Source organism: Mucilaginibacter sp., assembly GCF_041088075.1.
In the GTDB taxonomy this organism is placed as follows: domain Bacteria; phylum Bacteroidota; class Bacteroidia; order Sphingobacteriales; family Sphingobacteriaceae; genus Mucilaginibacter_A.
Genome location: NZ_JBGCVY010000027.1, coordinates 75,556 through 100,682, shown reverse-complemented (window position 1 = coordinate 100,682; position 25,127 = coordinate 75,556). Strand labels below are relative to the sequence as shown.

19 protein-coding genes and 1 riboswitch are annotated in these 25,127 nt (G+C 43.0%); of the genes, 11 read left to right on the top strand and 8 right to left on the bottom strand.

Annotation, left to right across the window (positions count from 1 at the left end; all coding sequences use genetic code 11):
• Positions 1 to 6: 6 nt before the first annotated feature.
• Entirely contained in the window at positions 7 to 525 is a 519-nt protein-coding gene (locus tag V5804_RS06375; RefSeq protein ID WP_369590543.1) for a hypothetical protein, read from the bottom strand.
• Positions 526 to 823: 298 nt separating this feature from the next.
• Between V5804_RS06375 and V5804_RS06370 the strand changes: the two genes are divergently transcribed.
• Positions 824 to 1,258, top strand: a complete 435-nt coding sequence (locus V5804_RS06370; RefSeq protein ID WP_369590542.1) for a GPW/gp25 family protein — start codon at positions 824 to 826, stop codon at positions 1,256 to 1,258.
• 4 nt (positions 1,259 to 1,262) lie between these two features.
• On the top strand, positions 1,263 to 3,116 hold the full coding sequence (locus V5804_RS06365) for a hypothetical protein (protein ID WP_369590541.1): 1,854 nt from the start codon (positions 1,263 to 1,265) through the stop codon (positions 3,114 to 3,116).
• 201 nt (positions 3,117 to 3,317) lie between these two features.
• On the opposite strand, the gene V5804_RS06360 is transcribed toward V5804_RS06365, so the two are convergent.
• Positions 3,318 to 4,256, bottom strand: coding sequence for a type VI secretion system baseplate subunit TssG (locus V5804_RS06360; RefSeq protein ID WP_369590540.1), 939 nt, complete (start codon positions 4,254 to 4,256; stop codon positions 3,318 to 3,320).
• A gap of 113 nt (positions 4,257 to 4,369) precedes the next feature.
• On the opposite strand from V5804_RS06360, the gene V5804_RS06355 reads away from it, so the two are divergent.
• From V5804_RS06355 to V5804_RS06330, 6 genes are all read left to right on the top strand, one after another.
• The gene (locus tag V5804_RS06355) at positions 4,370 to 5,263 is read left to right on the top strand and encodes a TssN family type VI secretion system protein (protein WP_369590539.1); all 894 of its coding nucleotides are present in this window, start codon (positions 4,370 to 4,372) and stop codon (positions 5,261 to 5,263) included.
• 153 nt (positions 5,264 to 5,416) lie between these two features.
• Positions 5,417 to 6,562 (top strand): hypothetical protein, encoded by a 1,146-nt coding sequence (locus V5804_RS06350; RefSeq protein WP_369590538.1) that lies wholly within the window; start codon positions 5,417 to 5,419, stop codon positions 6,560 to 6,562.
• Positions 6,563 to 6,947: 385 nt separating this feature from the next.
• Positions 6,948 to 9,152: a sodium-translocating pyrophosphatase gene (locus V5804_RS06345; RefSeq protein ID WP_369590537.1), complete on the top strand. Its 2,205-nt coding sequence runs from the start codon at positions 6,948 to 6,950 to the stop codon at positions 9,150 to 9,152.
• 281 nt (positions 9,153 to 9,433) lie between these two features.
• On the top strand, positions 9,434 to 10,951 hold the full coding sequence (locus tag V5804_RS06340) for an amino acid permease (RefSeq protein ID WP_369590536.1): 1,518 nt from the start codon (positions 9,434 to 9,436) through the stop codon (positions 10,949 to 10,951).
• Between the two features lie 87 nt (positions 10,952 to 11,038).
• Entirely contained in the window at positions 11,039 to 12,223 is a 1,185-nt protein-coding gene (locus V5804_RS06335) for an MFS transporter (protein ID WP_369590535.1), read from the top strand.
• Complete coding sequence (locus V5804_RS06330; protein ID WP_369590534.1) at positions 12,210 to 12,782, top strand: MarC family protein; 573 nt, start codon at positions 12,210 to 12,212, stop codon at positions 12,780 to 12,782. Before V5804_RS06335 ends, V5804_RS06330 begins: the two co-directional genes overlap by 14 nt.
• A 202-nt stretch (positions 12,783 to 12,984) precedes the next feature.
• Here V5804_RS06330 and V5804_RS06325 read toward each other — a convergent pair whose 3' ends face one another.
• From V5804_RS06325 to V5804_RS06305, 5 genes are all read right to left on the bottom strand, one after another.
• Positions 12,985 to 14,148, bottom strand: coding sequence for an RsmB/NOP family class I SAM-dependent RNA methyltransferase (locus V5804_RS06325; protein ID WP_369590533.1), 1,164 nt, complete (start codon positions 14,146 to 14,148; stop codon positions 12,985 to 12,987).
• Positions 14,145 to 15,359 carry an ABC transporter substrate-binding protein gene (locus V5804_RS06320; protein WP_369590532.1) on the bottom strand — a complete coding sequence of 405 codons (1,215 nt, stop codon included), beginning with the start codon at positions 15,357 to 15,359 and terminating at the stop codon, positions 14,145 to 14,147. The genes V5804_RS06325 and V5804_RS06320 overlap by 4 nt, the downstream gene beginning before the upstream one ends.
• Positions 15,360 to 15,366: 7 nt before the next feature.
• Positions 15,367 to 16,896 (bottom strand): glutamine-hydrolyzing GMP synthase, encoded by a 1,530-nt coding sequence (gene guaA / locus V5804_RS06315; RefSeq protein WP_369590551.1) that lies wholly within the window; start codon positions 16,894 to 16,896, stop codon positions 15,367 to 15,369.
• Positions 16,897 to 17,134: 238 nt separating this feature from the next.
• Positions 17,135 to 18,274, bottom strand: coding sequence for an AI-2E family transporter (locus V5804_RS06310; protein ID WP_369590531.1), 1,140 nt, complete (start codon positions 18,272 to 18,274; stop codon positions 17,135 to 17,137).
• 360 nt (positions 18,275 to 18,634) lie between these two features.
• A complete protein-coding gene (locus V5804_RS06305) occupies positions 18,635 to 20,095 on the bottom strand; it encodes an isocitrate/isopropylmalate family dehydrogenase (protein WP_369590530.1) in 1,461 nt (486 codons plus the stop codon).
• 114 nt (positions 20,096 to 20,209) lie between these two features.
• Here V5804_RS06305 and V5804_RS06300 point away from each other — a divergent pair, with 114 nt between their 5' ends.
• The gene (locus V5804_RS06300) at positions 20,210 to 21,349 is read left to right on the top strand and encodes a 5-(carboxyamino)imidazole ribonucleotide synthase (protein ID WP_369590529.1); all 1,140 of its coding nucleotides are present in this window, start codon (positions 20,210 to 20,212) and stop codon (positions 21,347 to 21,349) included.
• A 143-nt stretch (positions 21,350 to 21,492) separates the two neighbouring features.
• On the top strand, positions 21,493 to 22,008 hold the full coding sequence (purE, locus tag V5804_RS06295; RefSeq protein ID WP_369590528.1) for a 5-(carboxyamino)imidazole ribonucleotide mutase: 516 nt from the start codon (positions 21,493 to 21,495) through the stop codon (positions 22,006 to 22,008).
• 174 nt (positions 22,009 to 22,182) lie between these two features.
• On the opposite strand, the gene V5804_RS06290 is transcribed toward purE, so the two are convergent.
• On the bottom strand, positions 22,183 to 22,746 hold the full coding sequence (locus V5804_RS06290; RefSeq protein ID WP_369590527.1) for a YqgE/AlgH family protein: 564 nt from the start codon (positions 22,744 to 22,746) through the stop codon (positions 22,183 to 22,185).
• A gap of 192 nt (positions 22,747 to 22,938) precedes the next feature.
• A riboswitch (cobalamin riboswitch) is annotated at positions 22,939 to 23,134 on the top strand.
• 113 nt (positions 23,135 to 23,247) lie between these two features.
• On the opposite strand from V5804_RS06290, the gene V5804_RS06285 reads away from it, so the two are divergent.
• Positions 23,248 to 25,113: a TonB-dependent receptor plug domain-containing protein gene (locus V5804_RS06285; protein ID WP_369590526.1), complete on the top strand. Its 1,866-nt coding sequence runs from the start codon at positions 23,248 to 23,250 to the stop codon at positions 25,111 to 25,113.
• Positions 25,114 to 25,127 lie beyond the last annotated feature (14 nt).

Genomic DNA, 25,127 nt, shown 5'->3' with positions numbered 1-25,127 from the left:
GTGATATTATCTTCCAAACCGTCCTTTAATTTTATTGACCGCAGTGTTGTTTGTTCTGTTGCACGATTCTAATTGCGACCGCGAACTTTCAATTTGAAACCGGGTGGTAAATAAAGAATCTTTAATCGTTGCTGCTACCGATACGTTGTCGCTCAGCTTTTTGTACAGGTCAAAACTTTTTAGCGGAATACTGTTTTGCTGCAGTTTAACCTGTATTTTCTGGTTGCTTTCCTGTATGTCGTTGAGCAATATATTTTGGTTGTTCAGCTCTTCGGCGTTCATTTTGGTGTATTGCGACAATTGTTCCAGACGTTGCAAAATAATATCAAAGTTGTTGTTGATATCGCTCCTGATGGCAATTAAACGGTCTGATTCTTTTACCTTTTCGTTCAGCAGCGTTACTTCGCGGTTTGTTGTGATAAAGAAAAAGTACACCCCCATTATGCTGAACACCATCAGGGCAACAAAGTAAAAGACGAATTTGACGTAAGCGTTTCGAAGGTCGTTGTTGTTTACAGGCTTCATTAATATTGGTTCATAAACGGTTTCATAATGGTTAAACCCTGTGCTTTATTCAAATATTTTACATGCTTCTTTTATCGCCTAAAAATCAGTAACCGATAGTGCTTTTTGTACCGATTGGATAGCTAAACACCAATTTTATAGGCATAAAAGAAGCATTATATATTTATTATAAAATTATAAACAGGCGCAATGTAAAAATAAATAACTTTCAACCCGCAAATTGCACGTACAACTATTTATCAAACGATTTGTTTACCGGTAAATAAAATTAAAGCTTCCATTACAAACCTGCATTAACATGTTGATTCCCAATTACAAAAAACCGCTACGGTTAGGTAAAGTATTTCAAGGACAAGATTTTGATGTTCAGGATGTTGGCGCATCAATTTCGCAATATATCGAATTGATTATTTTTACACGGCATGGCGAGCACCGCTTTCGGCCTGATTTCGGATGCGAGATTTGGGACCTGGATTTTGAACTCATCATCAGTGAAAGTATTTGGGAAGAAAAGCTGAGGCAATCGTTGTTGCGCTCCATCAGCCGGTACGAACAGCGCTTGTACGACATTCAGGTTGATGTACACATTAAAGAAGTAAATAAATTTTATCCGTTAAGAAATGTAAACGAGATCAAGAAAAAAGTGGAAATAACGGTAAGCGGAAAAATGCAGGAAACCGGGGAATATTATAGGTTTGCAACTTCATTATATTTAAGCCCTTTATCAGCCTGACTAAATGAGTACCGTATTTTTTAATTCGAAGGAAGATATCAGAACAAGGATGCTGCGCAATGCCATGGATTATTGGGGCACCACCAACATCAATGATATGGACCCGATGGTAAAGCTGCTGGTTGAAGCATTAAGCGCCGAAATTTTTAACGTATCAAACGATGTTAAAAATTTAGAGAACCGGGTTTTGGGCAAGATATCGCGCATCCTTGCTTCAGATTATCTTACTTCGGCATTGCCGTCACACGCCGTGCTTAAAACGCAGCCTTTAGAAAACAGGGAAGTGGTCAACGCAAATAATCATTTTTTGTACAAAAGGCAGGTAACAAAAGATGCAGGCTCAAAAACGGAAGACATTGATGTATTTTTTTCGCCAGTAGGCGAGCTTGATTTGTACAATTTAACCATTAAATATACTTGCTGCGGCAAAAATTTGTATGAGCATGACGAAGCATCCATGCGTAGAAATACGTTGCTTACTACTGCTTCCAACCTAACCATCGCAGCAAACGAATTATGGATTGGGATTGAATGCGCGCCGGGATTAACCAATCTGCAAAACCTGGCCTTGTTTTTTGAATGGTCGGACTTTTCTGCAAACGATGATTTCTACAAGCTGCTATCCGTAGTTAAATGCAGCCTGGACGAACAGGAACTGCAAACAGAACCGGGCCTGCGCTACAAAGAAGACCAGGAGATTAACAACCGGCCGGTTTTTTACGAACAAAACGTGATCAACCTGATTACGCGGGATATTAAGGAATACTATGCCAACCGGTTTATCACGTTGACAGACGACAAACTAAACGACATCAGCAGTTACCTGCAAACATTTCCTGCTTCTTTTACCGGTATATTTAATGCATCAGACCTTAGCCGGCTTAAACCTTGCGTTTGGATCAGGATCAGTTTTCCGGCGGCTATTTCTGCACCGGTTATTGATGAACTCCAGGTATCTGTAAATTGTATCCCAATAGTAAACAGAAGGCGCCACGAGCAAAAGTACAGGCTGAGGGAAATAAACAATATCATCCCGATCAAAGTTGCTGCTAACGATCATTTTTTGTCGGTCGGCCAGCTTTACGACGATAAGAACGTTCATTACAGTGAAATACCATATACACAAGCCGCACAAAGTTTTGAAGGCAGTTACTCAATCCGAAACGGTGGGGCAGAGCGTTTTGATTCGCGGAACGCACAACAAATCATCGAATATTTATTTGAACTTTTAAGGGATGAAAAAGCCGCATTTTCCAGTTACGGCAATGATTTTTTAAATAATATTTTAAAAGCGCTGGACCAGAACCTGGCTTTGATTGAAAAAAAATCACGCAATAGCGAGGCCGGCCGCGAGATGTTTAACTATTTGATCATCAAACCGGGCAATAAAGCCACCATGCTTTACCTGCAATATTGGACGACGCTTGCCGGTGCGGCCAATAATATCCGGCGTGGTTCGCGCTTGCAGCAGTTCGAAACTCTTAAAATAAAAGCCGATAGTTTACGCCTGATGACGACTACGGTTGGCGGCAGGGACAGCCTGGGCGCTACCGAACGTGTGCAGGCTTACAAATATGGTTTAACCACCAAAGACCGGATTGTTACCCAGGCCGATTTGATCAGTTTTTGCTTTTACGAACTGGGCAATAAAATTACCGACGTTAAAATAGATAAAGGCGTTGTTGTATCAACCAACCCCAAAGAAGGGTTTAAAAAAACGGTGGACATTTATTTAAAACCTGCCGATGACAGCAAGCTTTTGGCAGATGAATGGGAAACTTTGCTCACCCTGCTGCAATCAAAACTCAGCAGCCGGAGCGTGATTAATTCGGCTTATCGGTTGTTTATCAACCACTAAATCTCTTTAAATTTTATTGAAAAAGGTTTGGCTAAAGGCATGCTTCTTTTATCGGCATAAATTTAGTGGGTTTCAACTTGTTTAAATCTTATCAATTGCCATGGCCTTTAGGCCGGTGGATAAACGGAGCAAAATTGGCTTTAGCCAAAACTACGACACCAAATTTAATGGCATAAAAGAAGCATGTAAAACAGGCGCCAATCAATCGCCCAAATAAGTGGTAAAACCAAGGCAAGCATTTTCCTGCCCAAAACCCAACAGCATTTTTTGGTACTCGGGCTGAGCAACAAATTTAGTGCTGATGGTGGTTTGCAATGGTATAAAGTAAGATAACATAACTTCAAGAGCTTCTGCCGGGCGTGTACCTGGTAAAAACTCCAACATTTGTTTGGCGGTGAGCGGCCCGATGGTTAGCACCAGTTCTTCGTTCATTTCAGGTGCACGGCCGGCAATAAAATTGACCCCTAATACGCCTGTGCCCAGTTTTGTTGCCAGTTGTCCGTCTGCTTTCGCCAAAGATTTTTTTTCTATAAGCTGGTATTTCAGATCAAAATCAACTTGAAACATGATGCTGAGTACGTTGCCGAGAAAAGGCAAATTGTTGCGCTGTTCGTGTATTACCGGCAGCACATGCATCAGGATCACCATTTGTGCATTGGTAAAACATTTGAATTCTTGCCACTCTTTTAAAAAAAAATTAACCAGCTCGTCGTATTCGGTTTTTTTATCCAGCCGGCTTTCGTAAAGTTCAACAATCGTCCGGATGTGGTACAGTTCGGCTTCAAAAGGCGCAAAAAATAACCTGGCCTGCTTTTCTTCTTCGCGGCGCACAGTTATATCCTCCACCATTTCCTCTTCGGTAATCATCACGCTCGAAGTAGGGGGCTGATGGAACAAACCTTCGGGCAGCATATCGTATAACCCTTCGCGGTTAATATGGATGGCAAGCATTTCGCGGTTGCGGTAAGCCGAGCGGTAATCGCTTACTTCGTCAATCTCTTTGGCATAAGCACGTTTTTTTGCGCCCAAAGGCAATATCACAACCTCATCTGCACCAACAGCGCCTTGTTCAATCAGTTCGGCAGCAAAAGTTACCGCTTTAAAATCTGTATCCAGTTGGTTTGGATTTTTAACAATCATTTTTACCTGATTTAAGCAAGATATAAAACAATAAACCCTATTATTGGTACTTGATTAAGTTCAATTTAAACTTAATTTCGTAAGTTTTTTAGCTATACAGACCTGATATCTTTATGGATGTTAAATCCTTTTTTATACGTTACCTGCTCTTTCCGGTAATATTTGTTATTGCAACCGCAATAATGACTATTATCAACAAAAAGAACAAATTACTCAATAACAAAAAACTGATTGTAATTGTACTGCTCACCGGCATTGTGCTTGGGCTGCCCGGTTTAATGGGGTTTTTGGATTTGCAGTTTATGCCCTGGGGATACGTGATTTGCCAATTGTATTACGTTGCCATCGGTATTGTTTTTGTTTGGCTGGCCGGTGTGTATTACGAAAATGAATTGCTGGAGCGCAGGGTTTTCTTTTTTGTATGCAGTTTAATTGCCTGTTTGCTTGGTGCATTCCTTTTTAAGCTTGGGTTTAACTGGTTAAATAATTTGCAGTACGGCGTTTGGGCCGCTACTTCGGTGTTTGTTTTTTTACTGCCGATTGTTTTTTGGTGGACCTACATCGAATTTTTAAACATCCCGCTTGAGATTTACAAAGTGTGGAGTTACCCGAGAACCCCGGCTGACATCAGCATGGAGCATTTGGATTTTAACCGCTTGTTGGTGTTGGAAGTGAACCTCTACAAAAACACAACCGATACTGAGCCGCTCAAGGTAAAAGCCAAAGCGCCGCGCAACATGAACTTTGGCCTGTGGTTCCAAAAATTTATTGATGATTACAACCTTAAATTCCCCGATTCGCCGATCCAGTACCAGCAAAGCGGCCAGGACAATTACAAATGGATTTTTTACATCAAGCAATCGTTTTTTAAACAAAGGCAGTTTATTGATCCGGATTTGGATATTGCACAAAACAATATCACCGAAACCTTTGCCATTTATGCAAAAAGGGTATCCGAAATTGCAAGTGTGGCAGAACGAAGTGGCGACGAAGCCGTTTATTTATAATGATCTTTTTAAATTTAAACCGGCAATGCTTCTTTTATCATACAATTTTTAATTGTTTTTTGATACGTAAATTCTTGATTTTTACCCGATAAAAGAAGCATCACTTGTAGATAGGGCAGAACCGAAAATCCTTAAATTATAACAGCGAACAATATGCACTTACCATTAAAATACAAACCGGTAAACTGGGTTGATGGAATGAAAATTTCCAGTGGCCATTTTGTACAAACCGATAATTTTATCCAGGATATTATCCGCGACAGCAATTCGCTTTTTATCAACAACAATAATTTTGGATTGCTGCCGCCCTTTAACGGCGAAAATTCATCACTGGATATACAAATCACCGAGCGCGCGTCCAACCATATCCAGGTTAAAATAAAACAATGCAATGCGATAACCGCAGAAGGCTACCGTATATTTTTTTCGCCTGATACTTTGGGCGAAGACCTGGTTTTTAACCATTACTTTAGTCAGGATTTACAGACTGACGCCGTTGAAACTTATTTTATCATTTTAACGGCCAACCCCCATCAAAGAGTGCCTGCCGGAAAACCCGACCCGGAAGAAGAACCTTTAAGATACCCTGATGTAACTAATTTTTATGGGATTGCCATACTTCCGGTTTCGCAAATCAGCGCTAAAAATAACCACTACCTCGAAGTAGGCAAGTTTACCAGAAGCAGTGCAGGCATACAGCTTGTTGGCGATTATATCCCGCCATGCAGTGCTATTTTAAGCCATAAAGATTTGACCAGGTATTACGAAATTTTTAGCAACCAGTTAAACGATTTTCAGTTACTGTCTTTTCGCATTATTGATAAGATCACTTCAAAAGATTCGATATCGCCCATCGGGAAAAATGTAAAATTGCTGTGCGATAAAATGCTGGATTACATTGCCCGTATTTATTTTTCTTATCGAAACGTCGCTTTCCAGCAACCGCCATTGGTTTTGGTAGGTTATTTTTCGGAAATGGCACACATTTTTTTTAGCACTGTCAAAAGTATTGCCGGGGCAGAACGGGAAGAACTGTTGAAATATTTTTACGAATGGAAAGACGTTACGCCCGGAAACTTTGAAGAATTGCTTGCCCGCTTAATTGAAGTTGTTTACAACCATCATGACATTCGTTCTTCCATGGTTGTTGTAGATGAGTTTTTAAGGGTAATCATCGCACTGTGGAATAAATTAAGCACATTAGAATACATCGGACAGCGCAAAGAAAACATCGTAGTTGCCGAGCAGCAAATGGTACAAACGGTGCAGGCAAAACGTACCTGGACGTTGTTAGATTGAAACACAAACCGGTTTAAATTTCCTTTCATCATATTTTGGCTAAAGCCAAAGTTGAAATTTATTTATCCCACGGCCTTAAGGCCATGGGAATTGAACCGTTTTGTTTTACAATTTTTTGCCCTGCTGATTACAAAGTCCTTCGCCACTGTTTTTTTATTGCTTATTAATTGCCACGGCCTTCAGGCCGTGGATAATGGCGAAATAAAAATGGCTTTAGCCAAAAAACAATTTACCAATTTTAGTGGCATAAAAGAAGCATCTATTTAAAGCTTTTTTTACCGCTTCAAACCCTTCCCGAAATTATTTTACGCCCGTCTCTTGCCAACCTGTTTTATAATTCTTAGTTTTCGCTACCAATCTTTATAAACCTCTTATTATCTTATTTATGGAATTTTTAAACAAAAATTTAATTTTCCTGATCCCGCTTTTTGGCGTGGTCGGGCTTTTGTTTATGGGCAGAAAATCGGCCTGGGTAAGCAAACAAATCTCGGGCGACGAAAAAATGACCGAGCTGGCCGGTTACATTGCCGATGGCGCGATGGCCTTTTTACGTTCAGAATGGCGCGTACTGGCTTATTTTGTGGCGCTGGCCATGGTTTTATTAGGCTATTCCGGAACAACGGTTGAAACTTCCAGCCCGGTTATTGCCATTTCGTTTTTGCTGGGCGCTTTGTTTTCGGCTTTTGCAGGATATTTGGGGATGCGTATCGCGACAAAAGCAAACGTGCGTACTACTGAAGCTGCCAAAACCAGTTTGGCACAAGCTTTAAAAGTTTCTTTTACCGGCGGAACAGTGATGGGACTGGGCGTTGCCGGACTGGCCATTATCGGTTTGGGTTCGCTGTTTATCGTTTTTTACCAGATTTATGTGGTGAATACCGGCGGCAATGTGAACGGTAAGGACATGCAAAAAGCTTTGGATGTTTTAGCCGGATTTTCGCTTGGGGCAGAATCCATTGCTTTGTTTGCCCGTGTTGGCGGCGGCATTTATACCAAAGCGGCAGATGTAGGCGCGGATTTGGTAGGAAAAGTGGAAGCCGGAATCCCGGAAGATGACGTGCGCAACCCGGCAACCATTGCAGATAATGTGGGCGATAACGTGGGTGATGTGGCCGGAATGGGTGCCGATTTATTTGGTTCTTATGTGGCAACGATGTTGGCAACGATGGTTTTAGGAAGAGAAATTGTTTCCCAGGATAACTTCGGCGGCATTGCACCCATTTTGTTGCCAATGCTGATTGCCGGATTAGGACTGATATTTTCTATCGTCGGTGCTTCTTTTGTCAGGATAAAAAAGGAGACCGACAGCGTGCAAAGCGCCTTGAATTTAGGCAATTGGATGTCTATTATTTTAACGGCAATAGCTACTTTTTTCGCTGTAAAATGGCTGCTGCCTGAAACGATGAGCATCCGTGGGGTAGCTTTTACCAAAACTGATGTGTTTTTATCCATTGCTGTAGGATTGGTTGTCGGAACATTAATGTCCATCATCACAGAATATTATACGGCCATGGGCAAACGCCCGGTAATGAGCATCATCAAACAATCATCCACGGGCCACGCCACCAATATTATTGCCGGTTTGGCCGTTGGGATGGAATCAACTGTTTTGCCAATACTGGTTTTGGCAGCAGGAATTTATGGGTCTTTCCACTTTGCCGGCTTGTATGGCGTTGCCATTGCTGCTGCCGGAATGATGTCAACCACGGCCATGCAATTGGCCATTGATGCTTTTGGGCCGATTGCAGATAACGCCGGTGGAATTGCCGAAATGAGCCAGTTGCCCGAAGAAGTCCGCCACCGCACCGATACATTGGATGCAGTTGGAAACACCACGGCTGCAACCGGAAAAGGTTTTGCCATCGCTTCGGCCGCTTTAACTTCGCTGGCTTTGTTTGCCGCTTTTGTTGGCGTTGCGGGTATTGATCATATTGATATTTACAAAGCAGATGTTTTGGCCGGATTGTTTATCGGCGGCATGATCCCGTTTATTTTTTCGGCTTTGTGTATTTCTGCCGTTGGCCGCGCCGCCATGGCGATGGTGCAGGAAGTGCGCCGCCAGTTCCGCGAAATACCAGGCATTATGGAGTACAAAGCCAAACCGGAATACGAAAAATGTGTGGCTATCTCTACGCAAGCTTCCCTTCGCGAAATGGTGGCACCGGGTCTGATCGCTTTAATCACGCCAATTATTGTTGGTTTTACATTAGGGCCTGAAGTTTTGGGCGGATTGCTGGCAGGCGTAACCGTTTCGGGCGTGTTGATGGGCATCTTTCAATCCAACGCTGGCGGCGCGTGGGACAATGCCAAAAAATCTTTTGAAAAAGGTGTGGAGATCAACGGCGAAATCTATTACAAAAAATCAGAGCCGCATAAAGCTTCTGTTACCGGCGATACCGTTGGCGATCCTTTTAAAGATACTTCCGGCCCTTCGATGAATATTTTAATCAAGCTGATGTCTATTGTTTCTTTGGTGATTGCGCCGCACATCCATGTCGAAAATAATGGCGTTACAAAAATCCTTCCTCAAAACCATAAAGAGGTTAAAATTGAGGCGGTAAAAACAGCATTTACAAAAATAAAGAATTGATCGTTAGCATAAATGTTAGTGGCTGTTTAAAATTTACTTATCGAGATTCCGATGCTTCTTTTATCACCTAAAAATTGGTGAGTGCCTGGTTTTGGTTTGTTTAGGCTGATGCAAACACCAATTTTTATAGGGTAAAAGAAGCATCAACATTTTTTCTTGTATTAATTTAAACAAGCTTTTACCGTAAAGGGGTTTCCGCAAAGAAATCCCTTTCTTTTTATCAGTAAATTTAATTACGTTTGGAATTACAGATAAAATCAACCAAATAATTAAAAAACTACATGAGTCTATTTTTAAAAAAGCCCATCAGTACGTTGATGGCTGAATCAGCAGAGTCTGGAAAAAGCCTAAAACGTACGTTAACAGCGGGTTCTTTGATTGCTTTAGGGATCGGTGCGATCATCGGAGCAGGTTTATTTGTTCAAACCGCCAATGCAGCAGCACATAATGCTGGTCCGTCTGTAACTTATGGTTTTATTATTGCCGCATTTGGCTGTGCATTGGCTGGCCTTTGTTATGCAGAGCTTTCTTCCTCCATACCAATTGCCGGTAGTGCTTATACTTACACTTATGCTACAATGGGTGAACTGATGGCTTGGATTATTGGTTGGGACTTGATCTTGGAATACGCAGTAGGTGCTGCAACGGTTGGTATTGCCTGGAGCGAATACTTTAATAACCTATTAACAAATGTGCTTGGTTTAAAAGCGATACCTTACGAATGGTGTCATTCACCATTTCAACATTCCTTAGATGGAACGGCTCATGGAATTATTAACCTGCCTGCTTTAGCTATTGTAATTATACTAACTATGTTACTTATTCGTGGTACACAAGAATCTGCGATTGTGAATAGTATTATCGTAATTACAAAAGTGGCAATAGTTATATTAATAATTATCCTCGGATGGCAATTTATTAAACCCGAAAATCATACACCTTATATTCCTGCACCTACTACTTATGTTGACCACGAGGGGATTTCTCATCATTTTGGAGGAATTATGGGCATACTTGGTGCAGCTGGTGTCGTATTTTTTGCTTTTATTGGTTTTGATGCAGTAAGTACCACTGCTCAAGAAGCAATAAACCCAAAAAGAGATATGCCGATTGGCATCCTGGGTTCATTAGCAATTTGTACAGTGCTATATATTCTTTTTGCACATGTTTTAACAGGTATGGCTACTACCGAAGATTTCAGGACTTCCGGTAAAGAAGCTTCTGTAGTTTTTGCAATCAACAAATATATGTTGGGTTATGGCTGGTTGGGCAAATTAGTTACCGTTGCAATATTAGCTGGTTTTTCTTCCGTTATTCTGGTAATGCTTTTAGGTCAGTCGCGCGTGTTCTACTCCATGAGCCGCGATGGTTTGCTTCCAAAAGTTTTCAGTGATATTCACCCTAAATATAAAACACCTTATAAAGCAAGCTGGTTTATTTTGGTTCTGGTAGGGTTGTTTGCCGCTTTTGTTCCCGGAGATATTGTTGGCGAAATGACCAGCATCGGAACATTGTTTGCCTTTATCCTGGTTTGTATTGCTGTAATTGTATTGCGGAAAACCGATCCGGGTCTTAAACGAGAATTCAAAACACCATGGGTTCCTTATGTGCCGATTTTAGGGGCCGTAGTTTGCAGTGCCATGATTTATGGTTTAGGCTGGACCAACTGGTTAAGGTTAATTGTTTGGCTGCTGGTTGGCTTTGTAATCTACTTTAGCTACAGTAAAAAGAACTCTGTATTGCAAAATAAAAGCACTTCGATAGATTCGATTGATCCTCCTAAATCCCCTCTTATTTAAATATTGAAAAAATCCATCTAAAAAAGGTTCTGCCACTACAGAACCTTTTTTAGTTTTGACACTTTCTTTATCTGCCAATAAAACCTGATGAAAAAAAATAAAAATTTGTGGACTTTAGTTTTTATCTGTGTCATCAATTCATTGGGTTTTGGCATTATCGTACCGCTGATTTATCCTTATGGCAAGCAATTCGGCATGACCCAACAAATGTTGGGCTTGCTAACCGCTTCTTTTTCTGTTGCCCAGTTTTTTGCCACACCGGTTTTAGGTTCTTTGTCTGATAAATACGGCCGCAAACCGTTGCTCATCATCAGCTTAATCGGCACCTGCATTTCTTTTATATTGTTTGCCCAGGCGCGAAGTTTGGTCATGCTTTTTGCCGCCCGTATTTTGGACGGCATTACCGGCGGCAATATTTCTGTGGCGCAAGCCATGGTTTCGGATACTTCTACCCCCGAAGACCGCGCCAAAAATTTCGGCATCCTCGGTTCGGCCTTTGGTTTTGGCTTTGTCATCGGCCCGGCTATCGGCGGCGTAATGAGCAAGATCAGTTTGCAGGCGCCGTTTTACTTTTCAGCGGGCATTGCGCTGATCGGGGTATTGTGCGCCTACTTCTTTCTAAAAGAAACCAATTCGGGCAAAGAGCGTAAAAACGACAGTAAGTTTGAGTTCAAATCTTTAATCACCATTTTAAAAGCACCGGTTATTGGCAATGCTATTTTTATCGGGTTTTTATTAACCACCGCGCAATTTGCAATGATCATCGGTTTCCAAACCTTTACGGCAGATGTTTTAAAAATCACACCTTTCCAGATCGGTGTCTTTTTTGCCGGTTTCGGTATTTCGGGCATCCTGATGCAACTGGCCGTGCCTTACATCACCAAGCTGTTTTCATCCAAATCATTGATACTTCTTTTATCGCTTGTTTTTTGTTTTGTGGCGATGTTACTGACCGGCTTCACCAACAAACTGTTTGTTTTTACGGCCTTGATGTGCACTTACGGCTTGTTCAACGGCTTACGAAATCCAATGCTCAATGCCATTATTTCTGACCGGGTTAACCAGAACGAGCAGGGCAAAACACTCGGGCTTAACCAATCTTACGCTTCCATCGGGCAAATTTTAGGCCCGGTCAGTGCCGGTTTGATCTCCGGGATTTCCGTGCACTACGTCTTCTTTCTGTCTGCAGCTTATATTTTTATCGGGTTTTTATTTACCTTTATTTTGAGGGCAAAAGAGAAAACAAACACAGAAGGTAATGTTAACATTTAACCCCCGCGAAATCCTTTCGGTAACGATGATCCTTTTTGCCATCATTGATATCATCGGCACCATCCCGATCATCATTGATATGCGGCAAAAAGCCGGACGCATCGAATCCGAAAAAGCATCGGCAACAGTTTTTGTGCTGATGATTATCTTCCTTTTTGTAGGCGATCAATTGTTGTCCATCATTAATATTGATGTGGCTTCTTTTGCCATTGCCGGTTCGCTGGTGATTTTTATCATCGCGATGGAACTGATTTTGGGCGTCCGTTTTTTTAAGGAAGAAGAAATTTCTTCCACCGCGTCCATCGTCCCGCTTGCCTTTCCGCTCATTGCCGGTGCCGGAACGATGACGACTTTGCTTTCCCTCAAATCCGAATATCAAACGCAAAACATCATCATCGGCATCGCCCTAAATACCATTTTTGTTTATTTAGTGCTTAAAAATGTGCAATGGCTGGAACGCCTGTTGGGCAAAACCGGGCTGAATATTTTGCGCAAAGCTTTTGGGATTATCTTGCTGGCCATTTCGATCAAGCTTTTTAGAAGCAATACGCATTTGTAAAGTTTTGCCGCTGTTATTCTGAACCGAAGAGAGGAATCTTCTTCAAATTTAGGGCGATAAAAGAAGCATCGGTTGAAATAAGATCTCTCCCTGCGGCCGAAATAACAAAGCCGCTTTTGTCATCCTGAATTTATTTCAGGATCCCTCGTGAAAAGTAAACAATAGTTATTTCCCGAGAGATGCCGAATAAATTTCGGCATGACTAACCCTTTACCAACCTTGCCACAAACATCGTGTCGGATTTTCGCTCGTAACCCTTCAACAGTTCCGATGATTCCAAAACTAAACCTGCTTCTTTTACTAAGTAATTTACAACCTCTTCATTTTCTTCGCGAAAAGCCGAACAGGTAATATAAACCAACGCTTTGCCAGGTTTTAAATATTTAATCACGTTTAAAGCAATCGTTTTTTGCAGTTGCTGGAAAAAAGAAATCCGCGAAGCATTAAACTGACTGATCATTTCCGGCGTTCGTCCCCAGGTTCCGCTGCCGGTGCAGGGCGCATCCAGAATAATCCCGTCGAAAGCATAATCGTGCAAAACAGAATCTACGTTTTGGGTGAGGTCGAGCAGCTTTTTCTGATACTTTTTGATGCCGGCCTGCTGCAAACGTTCTTCCAAATTATCCAAAATTGATTCGCGAATGTCGGAAACTACCAGTTTTAAATCTGGTTCCAATTCGTGCAGCAATAACGTTTTTCCGCCGGAAGCAGCACAGGCATCCCACCAGTTTTCCCATTTTTTAGGTTGAAAATAGCGCGCGGTTAATTGAGAGGATTCGTCCTGCACTTCAAAATAACGCTGACTTGGAAAAATGGTGTCCAGCTTCGTTCCGTTCGGCAACGCCAAACACTGTTCGCTTTTCTGCCGGAAAACAATTCCTGCATCCGTCAAAGTTTGCTTCACCTGGAATTCGTAACCTTTTTGGATGCGGACAAACAAATCGGGCTGTATAAAAAAGGACGATAAAAACAGTATCGGGTCAATGCCTTGAGAAAGATGATCGGTGAAAGGGAAAACGTCTTTCAACTCAAAACCCGGATATGCTTCTTTTAGCACCATAATTTTGTCCTGAATATTCAAATGGATTTTAGCCGCCAGTTCTGGCTTAAAAAAGCTTAAAAAAGAGTTTTCCTGGTTGTTGCACAAAAACTCGGCGGCAAACAAACGTTCTTCCGGCGCGTGGTTGGCCAACGCTTTTCCCAACCGAAAATAATTGTAAACCAAACGCGAAGCCACACGCCGGTCGGTAGAACCCATTTTTTTGTGCAACCGAAAGTAGCCCGGCAAAAACTTGTACAAAGGCGTTTCGGCCGGATAACTTTCCAGCAAAGCTAAAAATGTACGAAGCTGGTTTTCGGCCCTCATTTCACTGGTTTCAACGAATAATCCTGGTACTGCAACAAATCCACATAACTGTTGATCCAACCGTAGCCTTTTTTCTGCACAAACTCAAAACGGTTGTGCAAAGCATCAAATGGCATATTTCGCAAATGGTTTAAATCAGCAGACGGATCGGCCAGAATTTTTCCGAAATACAAACCCGTATCAAAACCTTTGATCGCATATTCGGTCGGTTCAGTGTGATAAACTTTGCGGAAACTTTTGATAAAAGCAACCATTTCCGGCGATTTATAATTGACCTGATAAGCCGAAGTAATAAAAGTGTGCAATTTTTCCAACGTTTCCGGTTTTAAATAGGTGGCTTTGTTCCAGTTTGGATGGCCAAAAAGCTGGATCGGATAAGTATCAGATAATTTATCCATTGCATCCAACGTAACTTTTAAAAACGAACGCTGCGTGGAAGGAACGACAAAAACATTTTCGAGATTTTTGGAAAGCATGGGCAAAAGTTGGGTAAAATCTCCTTTACTTATCGTTACATCAATAATTTTAATGCGCTTTTTGCTCAAACTGTCCAGCGTTTTTTTAAAAGGCAAAATATATTTGTTCTCTTCGGAAAAGCCGGAACGCAATATGTAAACTGTTTTTGGGCGGATATTTTCCTGGATGTATTGCGCCACCCGCATGGCATGAAACTCCAGCGGCGGCGTTAAAGTGATGAGCGAAGGATTGTTGTAAGTTGCCGGGGAAGCAGCCGAAAGCGGCGAAACCACCGGCTTGTGCAAACTACTGATGTGCGCCGAAAAAGCCTGAACGCCAGCCGGAAAAACCGGGCCAACAATCAAATCGCTTTTACGAACGGCGGGATTTAAAGCCAAGCTTTGCGCCTGCGCTTGTTCATCTTTTGTGTCGAGAACGGTTAGTTTAAAACTTTGTCCGCTGCCAGTCAACGAATCCAATGCCAATTTAAAACCTTCATAAAAATCAACCGCAATATTGGTTTTAATTTGATTTTGGGTGGAAATAACCGAACCAACCGGATCAAGTGAAAACGGCAGCAGCAAAGCGATGGCAGGAATACGTGCTGTTTTTACCGGTGTTTTTTCGGCAACTTTTACCGTATCGGTTTTTTTGACCGCTGGCTTTGGTTCTTCCGTTTTTGCGACCGGCGGCTGTGCAACCGGCCGTACTTTTGGCGAACAGGCAGCCAAAAATATTGCCGGTAAAAGAAGCATCAGCCATTTATTCCCACTCGATGGTGGCCGGTGGTTTCGAGCTAATGTCGTACACAACGCGGTTGATTCCTTTAACATTATTGATGATTTCGTTAGATATTTTTCCAAGCAGGTTGTATGGCAAATGGCACCAGTCGGCCGTCATGCCATCCAAAGATTCCACGGCGCGCAGGCAAATCACGTTTTCGTAAGTACGTTCATCGCCCATCACGCCAACCGATTGCACCGGTAAAAAGATCGCACCTGCCTGCCAAACTTGATCGTAAACACCGGCAGCACGCAAATTGTTGATGTAAATGGCATCGGCTTCCTGCAAAATCGCTACTTTTTCGGGCGTTATTTCACCTAAAATACGGATAGCTAAACCCGGACCGGGAAAAGGATGCCGGCCTAAAATATTCGGATCAATTTCCAGCGCTTTTCCTACTTTGCGCACTTCATCTTTAAACAACGTATTTAAAGGTTCCACTACTTTTAGCTTCATAAAATCGGGCAAGCCGCCAACATTGTGGTGCGATTTGATGGTTGCCGACGGCCCTTTCACCGATACCGATTCAATCACATCCGGGTAAATCGTTCCCTGCCCCAGCCATTTTACGTTTTCGATGCGGTGCGCTTCGTCATCAAAAACCTCGATAAAAACCCGGCCGATTGCTTTTCGTTTTTTCTCCGGGTCGGACAATCCTTGCAACGCGTCGTAAAAACGCTGCTTGGCATCCACGCCTTTTACGTTTAAGCCCATGTGCTGGTACGAATCCAAAACAGATTGAAACTCGTTTTTCCGCAGCAAACCATTGTCCACAAAAATACAATGCAGGTTTTTGCCGATGGCATGGTGCAGCAACACAGCCGCAACCGAAGAATCCACGCCGCCGGATAGCCCAAGAACAACCTGGTCATCGCCTAATTTTTCTTTCAGGGAAGTGATGGTTGTTTCCACAAAAGAATCAGCTGTCCAATCTTGTTTACATCCGCAAATATCAACCAAAAAATTTTGGAGCAATTGCTTACCGTCAATGCTGTGCGTTACTTCGGGATGAAACTGGATGCCGTAAGTTTGCGTTCCTTTGATTTGATAAGCGGCAACTTTAACCGAATCGGTGCTAGCGATAATTTCAAAATCATCGGCAATAGAAGCAATGGTATCGCCGTGCGACATCCAAACTTGGGAGTTGGCGGGGATTTGTTTCAGCAGCGGATTCTCTGTATTGATATATTGCAAATGCGCACGGCCATATTCGCGTGTGCTTGAAGCCAAAACTTCGCCGCCGGAGTGATGCGCCAGAAACTGTGCACCATAACAAACGCCCAAAACAGGCAAATTACCATGAAAAGGAATAAAATCAAAGTGCGGCGCATCGGTCTGGCGCACAGAATACGGGCTTCCGGATAGGATTATTCCTTTTACCGAGGCATCAAATTGGGGCAAATGGTTAAAAGGATGGATTTCGCAGTAAATGCTCAATTCCCTGACACGGCGCGCAATGAGTTGGGTAAACTGCGAACCAAAGTCGAGAATAATAATTTTTTCTTGCATCCGCGAAGATACAGAAGAAGTTGGAAAATTGGGAAGGGAAGAAGTCCGAAAGTCGGGAAGACCGAAAGCATGTGCTTTGTCATTTTGACCCGAAGGGAAAAATCTTATTTCAACCAAAAGAATACCGCTTTGAAGAAGGTCCTTCCCTACGGTTCGGGATGACAGCAAGCGCCGGGACGACAAAACAAGCCACATAAAAAACACCGGTAAAAGAAGCATGCTCCATTTTTACAAAAACTTAGCCGTCCAATGAATCAGTTTCTGCGCTGACCACGATGTCTCCTTCCTCCACAAAAACCCGGGTTTCCACTTTATCTTCCGGCATAATTTCATCGCCCAATAACAGTCCCCAGGGTTGTAAACTATCTACCCGGTCGAAAATAATTTTCAAAACCGCAATCACCGGAATGGATAAAAACATGCCCGGAATTCCCCACAACATTTCGCCTAAAACAACGCCTAAAATGGTGATCAAAGCGTTAATCCGCACTTGCGAACCAACAATCATCGGCAGCAAAATATTGCTGTCAATTAAATGGATCACCACAATGGTTGAGATTACGAGGATAATAGTGGCCGTTGGCGCTGCCGTGCTGATGGTAATGATGGTGCTAAGCAGCAAAGCCGTGGCAATGCCAACGTAAGGAATGATGTTGAAAATCCCGGTTATCAAACCAAGCAGCAGCGCATATTTTACGCCGCCAATCAAAAAAACGGTACAGATTACGGTCGAAACTACCATCATCTCCAGCAATAAACCGGTAATATATTTGGTGATGATATATTTGATGCGTTCTACCACTTCAAAAACAGCAATGGCATTTTCTTTCTTGAAAACATAAATCAGAAACTGGAGCAACAACCGGCGGTAAATCAGCAGGAAAAAAGTATCAATAATGGCAAAAACCCAGAAAAAAACAATGGACGAAGCCGTTAGCACAGTTATCCCGATGGCAGTTGTGGTGCTTCCGCCGGCAGAAATATTGCCCGTTGCGCTGTCCACAATATTCATTTGCCGCTTGGCGGTTACATTGAAATTATCTTTGATCCAATTTAAAAGTTTATAAAACGAACTTGTTAACTGTGCTTTGATCTGTGGCCAATCGTCCAGCAGGTCTGCAATTTGCGAACCCAGCAGGTACATCACCAGGGCAACAACGGTCAGCATTATTAAAATGGCAAGCATAGAGGCCGCGCTTCGGTGCATTTTAAACCTCAGTTCAAAATACTGGCCAACTGGCAGCAGCAGCAGCGAGAAAAGCATCGAAAAAACCAGCGGGCAAAGGATGAGCTTGCCTTCTACAACGATAAAACCCAACGCAATTAAGGTAAGCAAGCTGGAAGCCCAGGTGTTTGAAAGTGGTAAGATTTTCTTCAAGGCGATGCTGTTTTAAATCAAAATCGGGTTGCCGGCCTCCTTAACGTAAATGAAAATTATTTGTTCGGCCCGGTTGGTTTACTGTTGCTAATTTAAAAATATTCGGCAAATTTTAGGGTGATAAAAGAAGCATTCGCTGTTATTTCGACCAAAGGGAGAAATCTTCTTCAAAGCGATGCTTCTTTTATCACTATAAATTTCGCTTCGAGGAAGATCCCTCCTATCGTCGGGATGACACCAAAAAAACACCGATAAAAGAAGCATCGGCCCAGGCAATCCAAAAAACAATTTTAAAACAAAGAAGCATCCGGCCAATTGCAACCGGATGCTTCTTTTACCGCATAAAAATCAGTGTAAAAATTATTGCCCCTGTGCCAGCGAGTAGCCCAGTTTGCCGCCAAACTTTTTCAAAAATTCTATTGAACAAACGTTGATTACTTCGGAAACACGGGAAGCCAGGTCGAAAATATCTTTGGCCGAAAGCTCCTGCCCGTCGTTTTTCTCGCAGCGCAAACGTGATTGGTTGGTCAATTCGGTAAAAACAGAACCGGTTGGCCAGGTTTGCGTACCGCGATTGGAGACCATCACCAATTTAAACTTTTCGTCCAGTTTGCTTTGTGCCAGTTCTGCCAATGCTTTGGGCTGAAGCATCGTTTCCACAAAAATATCTGCACCCATTATTTCTTCGCTGATGCCAGGCTCCGTTTCGCGGATGATGTTTTGCGTTGGCTTTTCCGCAACAAGTGTTGATTTTACAAAATTTGCTTTGGAAGTAGCCACGCCTTTTACCGGCGTTTGGCCGAGGTTGGCAATAATCGCCTCCGCAAACTGTGTGGTGTTGCTGGCCGGGATGGTTTTATCGCCAAAATCGCCGGTGTGCACGCCTTGCTCCAACGTATAAAGCAAAGCGTTTTCTATCGTTGCCGCGTTTTGCGTCAAACCCATAAATCGCAGCATGGCCACGCCCGATAACAACAAAGCCGTTGGGTTGGCAATGTTACGGCCGGCAATATCCGGTGCCGTACCGTGTACGGCTTCAAAAATCGAAATAAAATCGCCGATGTTTGCCGACGGCGCAAAACCCAGGCCGCCAACCAAACCGGCACAAAGGTCGGATACGATATCGCCTTGCAGATTCGGCAAAACCACCACTTCAAAAGTTTCGGGCTTGCTCACTAATTTCATGCACAGATCATCTACAATAATATCGGTTGCATAAATGTGCGGGTAATCTTTCGCGATCTCATAAAAAGTATCTAAAAAAATACCGTCGGTCAGCTTCATAATGTTGGCTTTGTGGCCGCAGGCAATTTTAGTGTTGCCTTTTCTTTTGGCCATTTCAAAAGCATATTTGATCACTTGCGCCGAGCCGGTACGCGAAATCAAACGGCGGCCAACGGCAACATCATTGGTCAGCATGTGTTCGATGCCGCCGTAAGTATCTTCAATATTTTCGCGGACGATGGTTAAATTGATCTGGATGCCCGCCCTGGAAAAAACCGTGTCCACACCGTTTAAAGTCCTGAAATCCCGCTGGTTGGCGTATGTGTTCCAAACTTTACGGGCAGTTACGTTAATGCTTTTTACACCTTTTCCTTTTGGCGTTTCCATCGGGCCTTTAAACAAAATGCCCAGGTTTTCGATGGTTTCTTTTGCCAAAGCCGTCATCCCGGTAGAATGGCCTGCATCAAAATACGATTTGCCCATTTCCACAAATTCGTAATCCAACGGCACATCGTTGGCTTTAAAAATGCCCAAAACGGCATCCATAATCTCCGGGCCAATTCCGTCGCCTTTGGCAACTGCTATTTTTGTTTTCATGACAGCTTACTTTGATAAGGAAGCGAATATACAGTTTCACAACAAAAATGTGCCGATAAAAACAGTATTCGGTTCAAGCAAATTGGTAAGTTTGCGTTAAACTTGTACCCTTACATGAAAGCATTTTACGGAGATTTAAAGCTGGGGATTTTGGGCGGCGGACAGTTAGGCCGCATGTTGATCCAGCAGGCCATCAATTACAATGTAACGGTAAAAGTGCTGGACCCTGACCGGAACGCGCCTTGCAAAAAACTTTGCGACGAGTTTGTGGTGGGTTCTTTAAGCGATTACGATACGGTTTACAACTTTGGCAAAAAAACAGATTTACTGACCATTGAAATTGAAAAAGTAAACGTAGATGCGCTGGCACAGTTGGAAAAAGAAGGCGTGTTGGTTTATCCGCAATCGCGCATTATTCGCCTGATTCAGGACAAAGGTTTGCAAAAACAGTTTTTTAAGGAGAACGAAATCCCGACTGCACATTTCAAAATTATTTCTTCGCCGGAAGAATTTAAAGAAAGCCATTTTCATTTCCCCTACATCCAAAAACTGCGGAAAGATGGTTACGACGGCCGCGGCGTGTACAAGATTTTGGACGAAACGTACCTGGCCAACGCTTTTACAGAACCCAGTTTGATTGAAGAATTGATTGATTTTGAAAAGGAAATCGCGGTGATAGTTGCCCGAAATATTCAGGGCGAGGTAAAAGCTTTTCCGATGGTGGAAATGGAATTTAACCCGGATGCAAATTTGGTCGAATTTCTGATCTCGCCTTCGCTTTTAAGTTTTGAAATCCAGCAAAAGGCACAACAAATTGCCATTGATATTGCCGAAAAACTAAACATCGTTGGTTTGCTGGCGGTGGAAATGTTTTTGGACAAGCACGGCAACATTTTGGTGAACGAACTGGCTCCGCGTCCGCACAACAGCGGACACCAAACGATAGAAGGCAATGTTGTTTCGCAGTTTGAGCAGCATTTGCGTGCTATCTTTGGTTTGCCTTTGGGCGATACTTCCGGTTTGCACCACGCCGTGATGGTCAATATTTTAGGCGAAGCCGGACACGAAGGGCCAGCCGTTTACAAATGCCTGGAAGATGTGGTAAAACTGCACGGCGTGTACGTGCATTTGTACGGCAAAGCGTTAACCAAACCGATGCGCAAAATGGGCCATGTTACCGTTGTAGATGCGGATCGGGAAAAAGCGATTGAAAAAGCAAGGTATGTGCAGAGGACGTTGAAAGTGGTGAGTTGAGGAGGAAGTTTTGTGGTTGATGGTTGATAGTTCATAGGAGCTGCACGAATTTCGCACTGTTTTAAGTTTTTACTAATCCTCTGTTCTATCAAACTTTAGCTATGAGCTATCAACTATGAGCTATTAACTATTATCTATCAACCATGAACCAAAAAACTAAAATCGCCATCATCATGGGCAGCAAATCAGATCTTCCTATTATGCAGGATGCTGCCGATGTTTTAAAAGAATTAGGTGTTGCTTATGAAATTACCGTTGTTTCTGCCCATCGCACGCCTGATCGTTTGTTTGATTATGCCAAAGCTGCTGCCGGGCGTGGTTTAAAAGTGATTATTGCCGGAGCCGGAGGCGCGGCGCATTTGCCTGGTATGGTTGCTTCGTTAACGCATTTGCCGGTGATCGGTGTGCCAATCAAATCCAGTAATTCGATTGATGGCTGGGATTCTGTTTTGTCTATTTTGCAAATGCCGAATGGCATTCCGGTGGCAACGGTTGCTTTAAATGCCGCCAAAAACGCCGGGATTTTGGCCGCACAGATTTTATCGGTTGGTGATGAAACGCTGGTTCAAAACCTCATTCAATACAAAAACAACTTGGCGCAAAAAGTTGAAGAAGCGGCCGCAGAAATGAAGGCAGATGGTTTTCCTTGTGATTTTTAGGTGGTAAAAGAAGCATTGGTGGAAGTCGGGAAAGTCTGAAAGTCAGTAAAGTCCGAAAGCGCGCTGTCATTTCGACCGCAGGAAGAAATCTTCTTCGAACATAACGGATTCGCAGCTATGAAGAAGATTTCTCCCTTCGGGTCGAAATGACAAAGCGATAAAAGAAGCATCCGCCTAATTCAATTGCGGATTGGTCGGGAAATTAACAATGTGCGCATAACGTTCGCCCAAGTTTTTCACGGCTTGTTTCCACAAATTCTCCTCTTCGCCGTTAAAAATCAAATCGTTGTTAAACCTGTCCGACACGATCCAACTATTGCGCTCCAATTCTTCATCAAGCTGGTTTGCTTCCCAACCCGAATAACCCAAGAAAAACTTGATCTCGCTTTTAGAAATCAAATTTAATTGAAACATCGTTTTTACCGCTTCAAAATCCCCGCCCCAATAAATGCCGTTACCAACAGGCAAGCCGTCTGGTATTTTATCCGGGCAACGGTGCAAAAAATGCAACCGTTCGCTGTTGCATGGGCCGCCGCTGAAAAGCTCCGTTTCGGTTTCCGGAAAATCAGTAATCGCATCGTTTATGAACAAGCCCGAAGTATGGTTCAAAACAAAACCGACCACGCCCTGCCCGTTGCATTCGGTCAGCAAAACCACCGACCTTTTAAAGCCCGGGTCCAACATAAAAGGTTCTGCAATAAGCAACCTGCCGGCCGCCGGTTCTAAGTTGTTTAACATAATTTATCCTCGCAGTTTTATACAAAGTTGCTGATTTTTATGAATGCTTCTTTTATCGGCATAAATTTTTTTTGGTTTAGCAGGAAATTTGATAATGCTGCCATGAAAATAGCAGGTATTGGCAGATTTTCCGGATAAATTGAAAATGCAGCTTTTTCAAATTTCCTGTTTCCAAATCCCAAACCAAATCCTACTTTTGCCCCCGCAATTGGTTTCCGGCCTTAACAACCGGGATTAAAAGGGAATCCGGTGCAAAACCGGAGCTGTCCCGCAGCTGTAAGCTCTATCAACTGATGCTGTTTTTATGCCACTGTTTTGGGTAACCAAAACGGGAAGGCGAAGCAAAAGGGAGCAAGCCAGAAGACCTGCCCATCGCAAATAAATTCATAGCTTTCGGGGATTGAAGCTGGAATGTGAATGCTCTTTTTACGGGTGTATTTTCATTTTGTGTGCTAATTTTTCTGTTTGCTGTGGGATGGTTCCATCTTCACAACAAAACAATTGAAAAAAAACTTTTACCAAATTGCGGCAGGCGTAGTGCTTGCACAAACCGTATTTCAGGGTACGCCGATTTTCGCGCAGGATTCTACCCGCGTTCTTAAAGATGTGGTCGTTTCGGCTACCAAAACCGACCAAAAACAATTGCAAACCGGCAAGGTGATTACGGTGATCACGCAGGACCAGATCGAACGCAGCCAGGGCAAAACGGTAGCGCAATTGCTTAACGAGCAGGCCGGAATCATCGTAAGCGGCGCAAGCAGCAACCCGGGATTAAACAAAAGCATTTTTATCCGCGGTGCGGCAAGTGGTTTTGCCGTTACGCTGATTGATGGCGTTTTGGTTGGCGACCCTTCTTCCAGCGGCGGCACTTTTGACATTCGTTTGTTCCCGATTGATCAGATCGAACGGATTGAAATTATCAAAGGCGGGCAATCCACGTTGTACGGTTCGGATGCGGTGGCCGGTGTCATCAACATCATCACCAAAAAAGGCGGCCCGGAAGGCATTGGCGTTTACGGGAACTTGACCGGCGGCAGTTACGGCGCGCAAAAGCAGACGGTGGGTTTTAACGGATCGCTGGATAAGTTTTCGTACAATGTAAGTTACACGCACGACCAGACCGACGGCATCAGCGAAGCAACAGATAAAAACAACACCGGCACGTTTGATAAAGACGGCTACAACCAATCCGCTTTGAACGCTAATTTTTCTGTGGAAGCTGCACGCGGTTTGAGGGTTAGTCCGTTTTTCCGTTTCACTTCCGGTTCGTACAAATACGATAACGGCAGCTTTGCCGATGCGAATAATCAAAGTCTAAACCGTTATTACAACACGGGTTTAACCTCTCAATATCAGCCCGATACAAAAAACCGCTTCAACTTAAATTACGGTTATACCAACAACACGGCTTATTACGAATCCAGCTATCCGTCGTCCAACATTGGCCGTTTGCACTTGGTTGATTTGTATTACAACCACGATTTTACGGAGAATATCAAATTTTTATTCGGTGTGGATAACCGCCATACTCAAATTAAGCAAATTGGCTCTGCCAATGTTACGCCGAATGCTAACTTGCTCGGCGTTTATTCTTCGCTTGCGGTTAATAAAATTGCTGATTTGATTAATCTGGAAGGTGGAGTAAGGTTTAACGAACACAACACTTACGGCCATAATTTTACGTATGATTTTACACCGTCCATCAACTTGGTTGGCGATAAACTGATCTTGTTCGGAACCATTTCCAGTGCTTTTAAAGCGCCTTTGCTAACAGAATTGTTTGGCCCATATGGCGCTAATCCGAACTTAAAACCTCAAAAATCCACTAATTATGAAGCTGGTTTCAGCACGGCTTTGCTGGATAATACTTTTAATTTGCGCGTTGCCGCTTTCCGTAGAAAACTGACGGATGCGATTGTTTATTTAGCCAAAGGTTATGAGAATTTTGACAAAGAGAACGACCAGGGTTTGGAAGTGGAACCATCTTACAAATACAAAGCTTTAACCCTGACCGGTTTTTACAGTTTTGTTGATGGAACGGCAATTAGAAATGGTGTAGATACTTATGGTTTGCTGCGCCGCCCGAAACAATCTTTTGGTTTGCAGGCTGGCATACAGGCGACAAGCAAGCTTTATGTAAGTGCAAATTTTAGAAGTTATGGCCAGCGTGGCGATTACAGTTATCCAACAAATGTGGTTTTGCCGGCTTACCAATTGCTGGATGCTTATGCGCAATACGGCATCAATGGCAGGATAAAAGTTTTTGTAAACGCCAATAACATTTTGGACAAACGTTATCAGGAAATTTACGGTTACAATACGATGGGCGCAAATTTCACGGCGGGTGTTAGTTTCAACTTCCGTTAAGAATCAATATTTTT

Coding starts and splice junctions, on each gene's coding strand:
- V5804_RS06375 (WP_369590543.1), bottom strand. CDS start 525: ATGAAGCCTGTAAACAACAACGACCTTCGAAACGCTTACGTCAAATTC.
- V5804_RS06370 (WP_369590542.1), top strand. CDS start 824: ATGTTGATTCCCAATTACAAAAAACCGCTACGGTTAGGTAAAGTATTT.
- V5804_RS06365 (WP_369590541.1), top strand. CDS start 1,263: ATGAGTACCGTATTTTTTAATTCGAAGGAAGATATCAGAACAAGGATG.
- V5804_RS06360 (WP_369590540.1), bottom strand. CDS start 4,256: ATGATTGTTAAAAATCCAAACCAACTGGATACAGATTTTAAAGCGGTA.
- V5804_RS06355 (WP_369590539.1), top strand. CDS start 4,370: ATGGATGTTAAATCCTTTTTTATACGTTACCTGCTCTTTCCGGTAATA.
- V5804_RS06350 (WP_369590538.1), top strand. CDS start 5,417: ATGCACTTACCATTAAAATACAAACCGGTAAACTGGGTTGATGGAATG.
- V5804_RS06345 (WP_369590537.1), top strand. CDS start 6,948: ATGGAATTTTTAAACAAAAATTTAATTTTCCTGATCCCGCTTTTTGGC.
- V5804_RS06340 (WP_369590536.1), top strand. CDS start 9,434: ATGAGTCTATTTTTAAAAAAGCCCATCAGTACGTTGATGGCTGAATCA.
- V5804_RS06335 (WP_369590535.1), top strand. CDS start 11,039: ATGAAAAAAAATAAAAATTTGTGGACTTTAGTTTTTATCTGTGTCATC.
- V5804_RS06330 (WP_369590534.1), top strand. CDS start 12,210: ATGTTAACATTTAACCCCCGCGAAATCCTTTCGGTAACGATGATCCTT.
- V5804_RS06325 (WP_369590533.1), bottom strand. CDS start 14,148: ATGAGGGCCGAAAACCAGCTTCGTACATTTTTAGCTTTGCTGGAAAGT.
- V5804_RS06320 (WP_369590532.1), bottom strand. CDS start 15,359: ATGCTTCTTTTACCGGCAATATTTTTGGCTGCCTGTTCGCCAAAAGTA.
- guaA (WP_369590551.1), bottom strand. CDS start 16,896: ATGCAAGAAAAAATTATTATTCTCGACTTTGGTTCGCAGTTTACCCAA.
- V5804_RS06305 (WP_369590530.1), bottom strand. CDS start 20,095: ATGAAAACAAAAATAGCAGTTGCCAAAGGCGACGGAATTGGCCCGGAG.
- V5804_RS06300 (WP_369590529.1), top strand. CDS start 20,210: ATGAAAGCATTTTACGGAGATTTAAAGCTGGGGATTTTGGGCGGCGGA.
- purE (WP_369590528.1), top strand. CDS start 21,493: ATGAACCAAAAAACTAAAATCGCCATCATCATGGGCAGCAAATCAGAT.
- V5804_RS06290 (WP_369590527.1), bottom strand. CDS start 22,746: ATGTTAAACAACTTAGAACCGGCGGCCGGCAGGTTGCTTATTGCAGAA.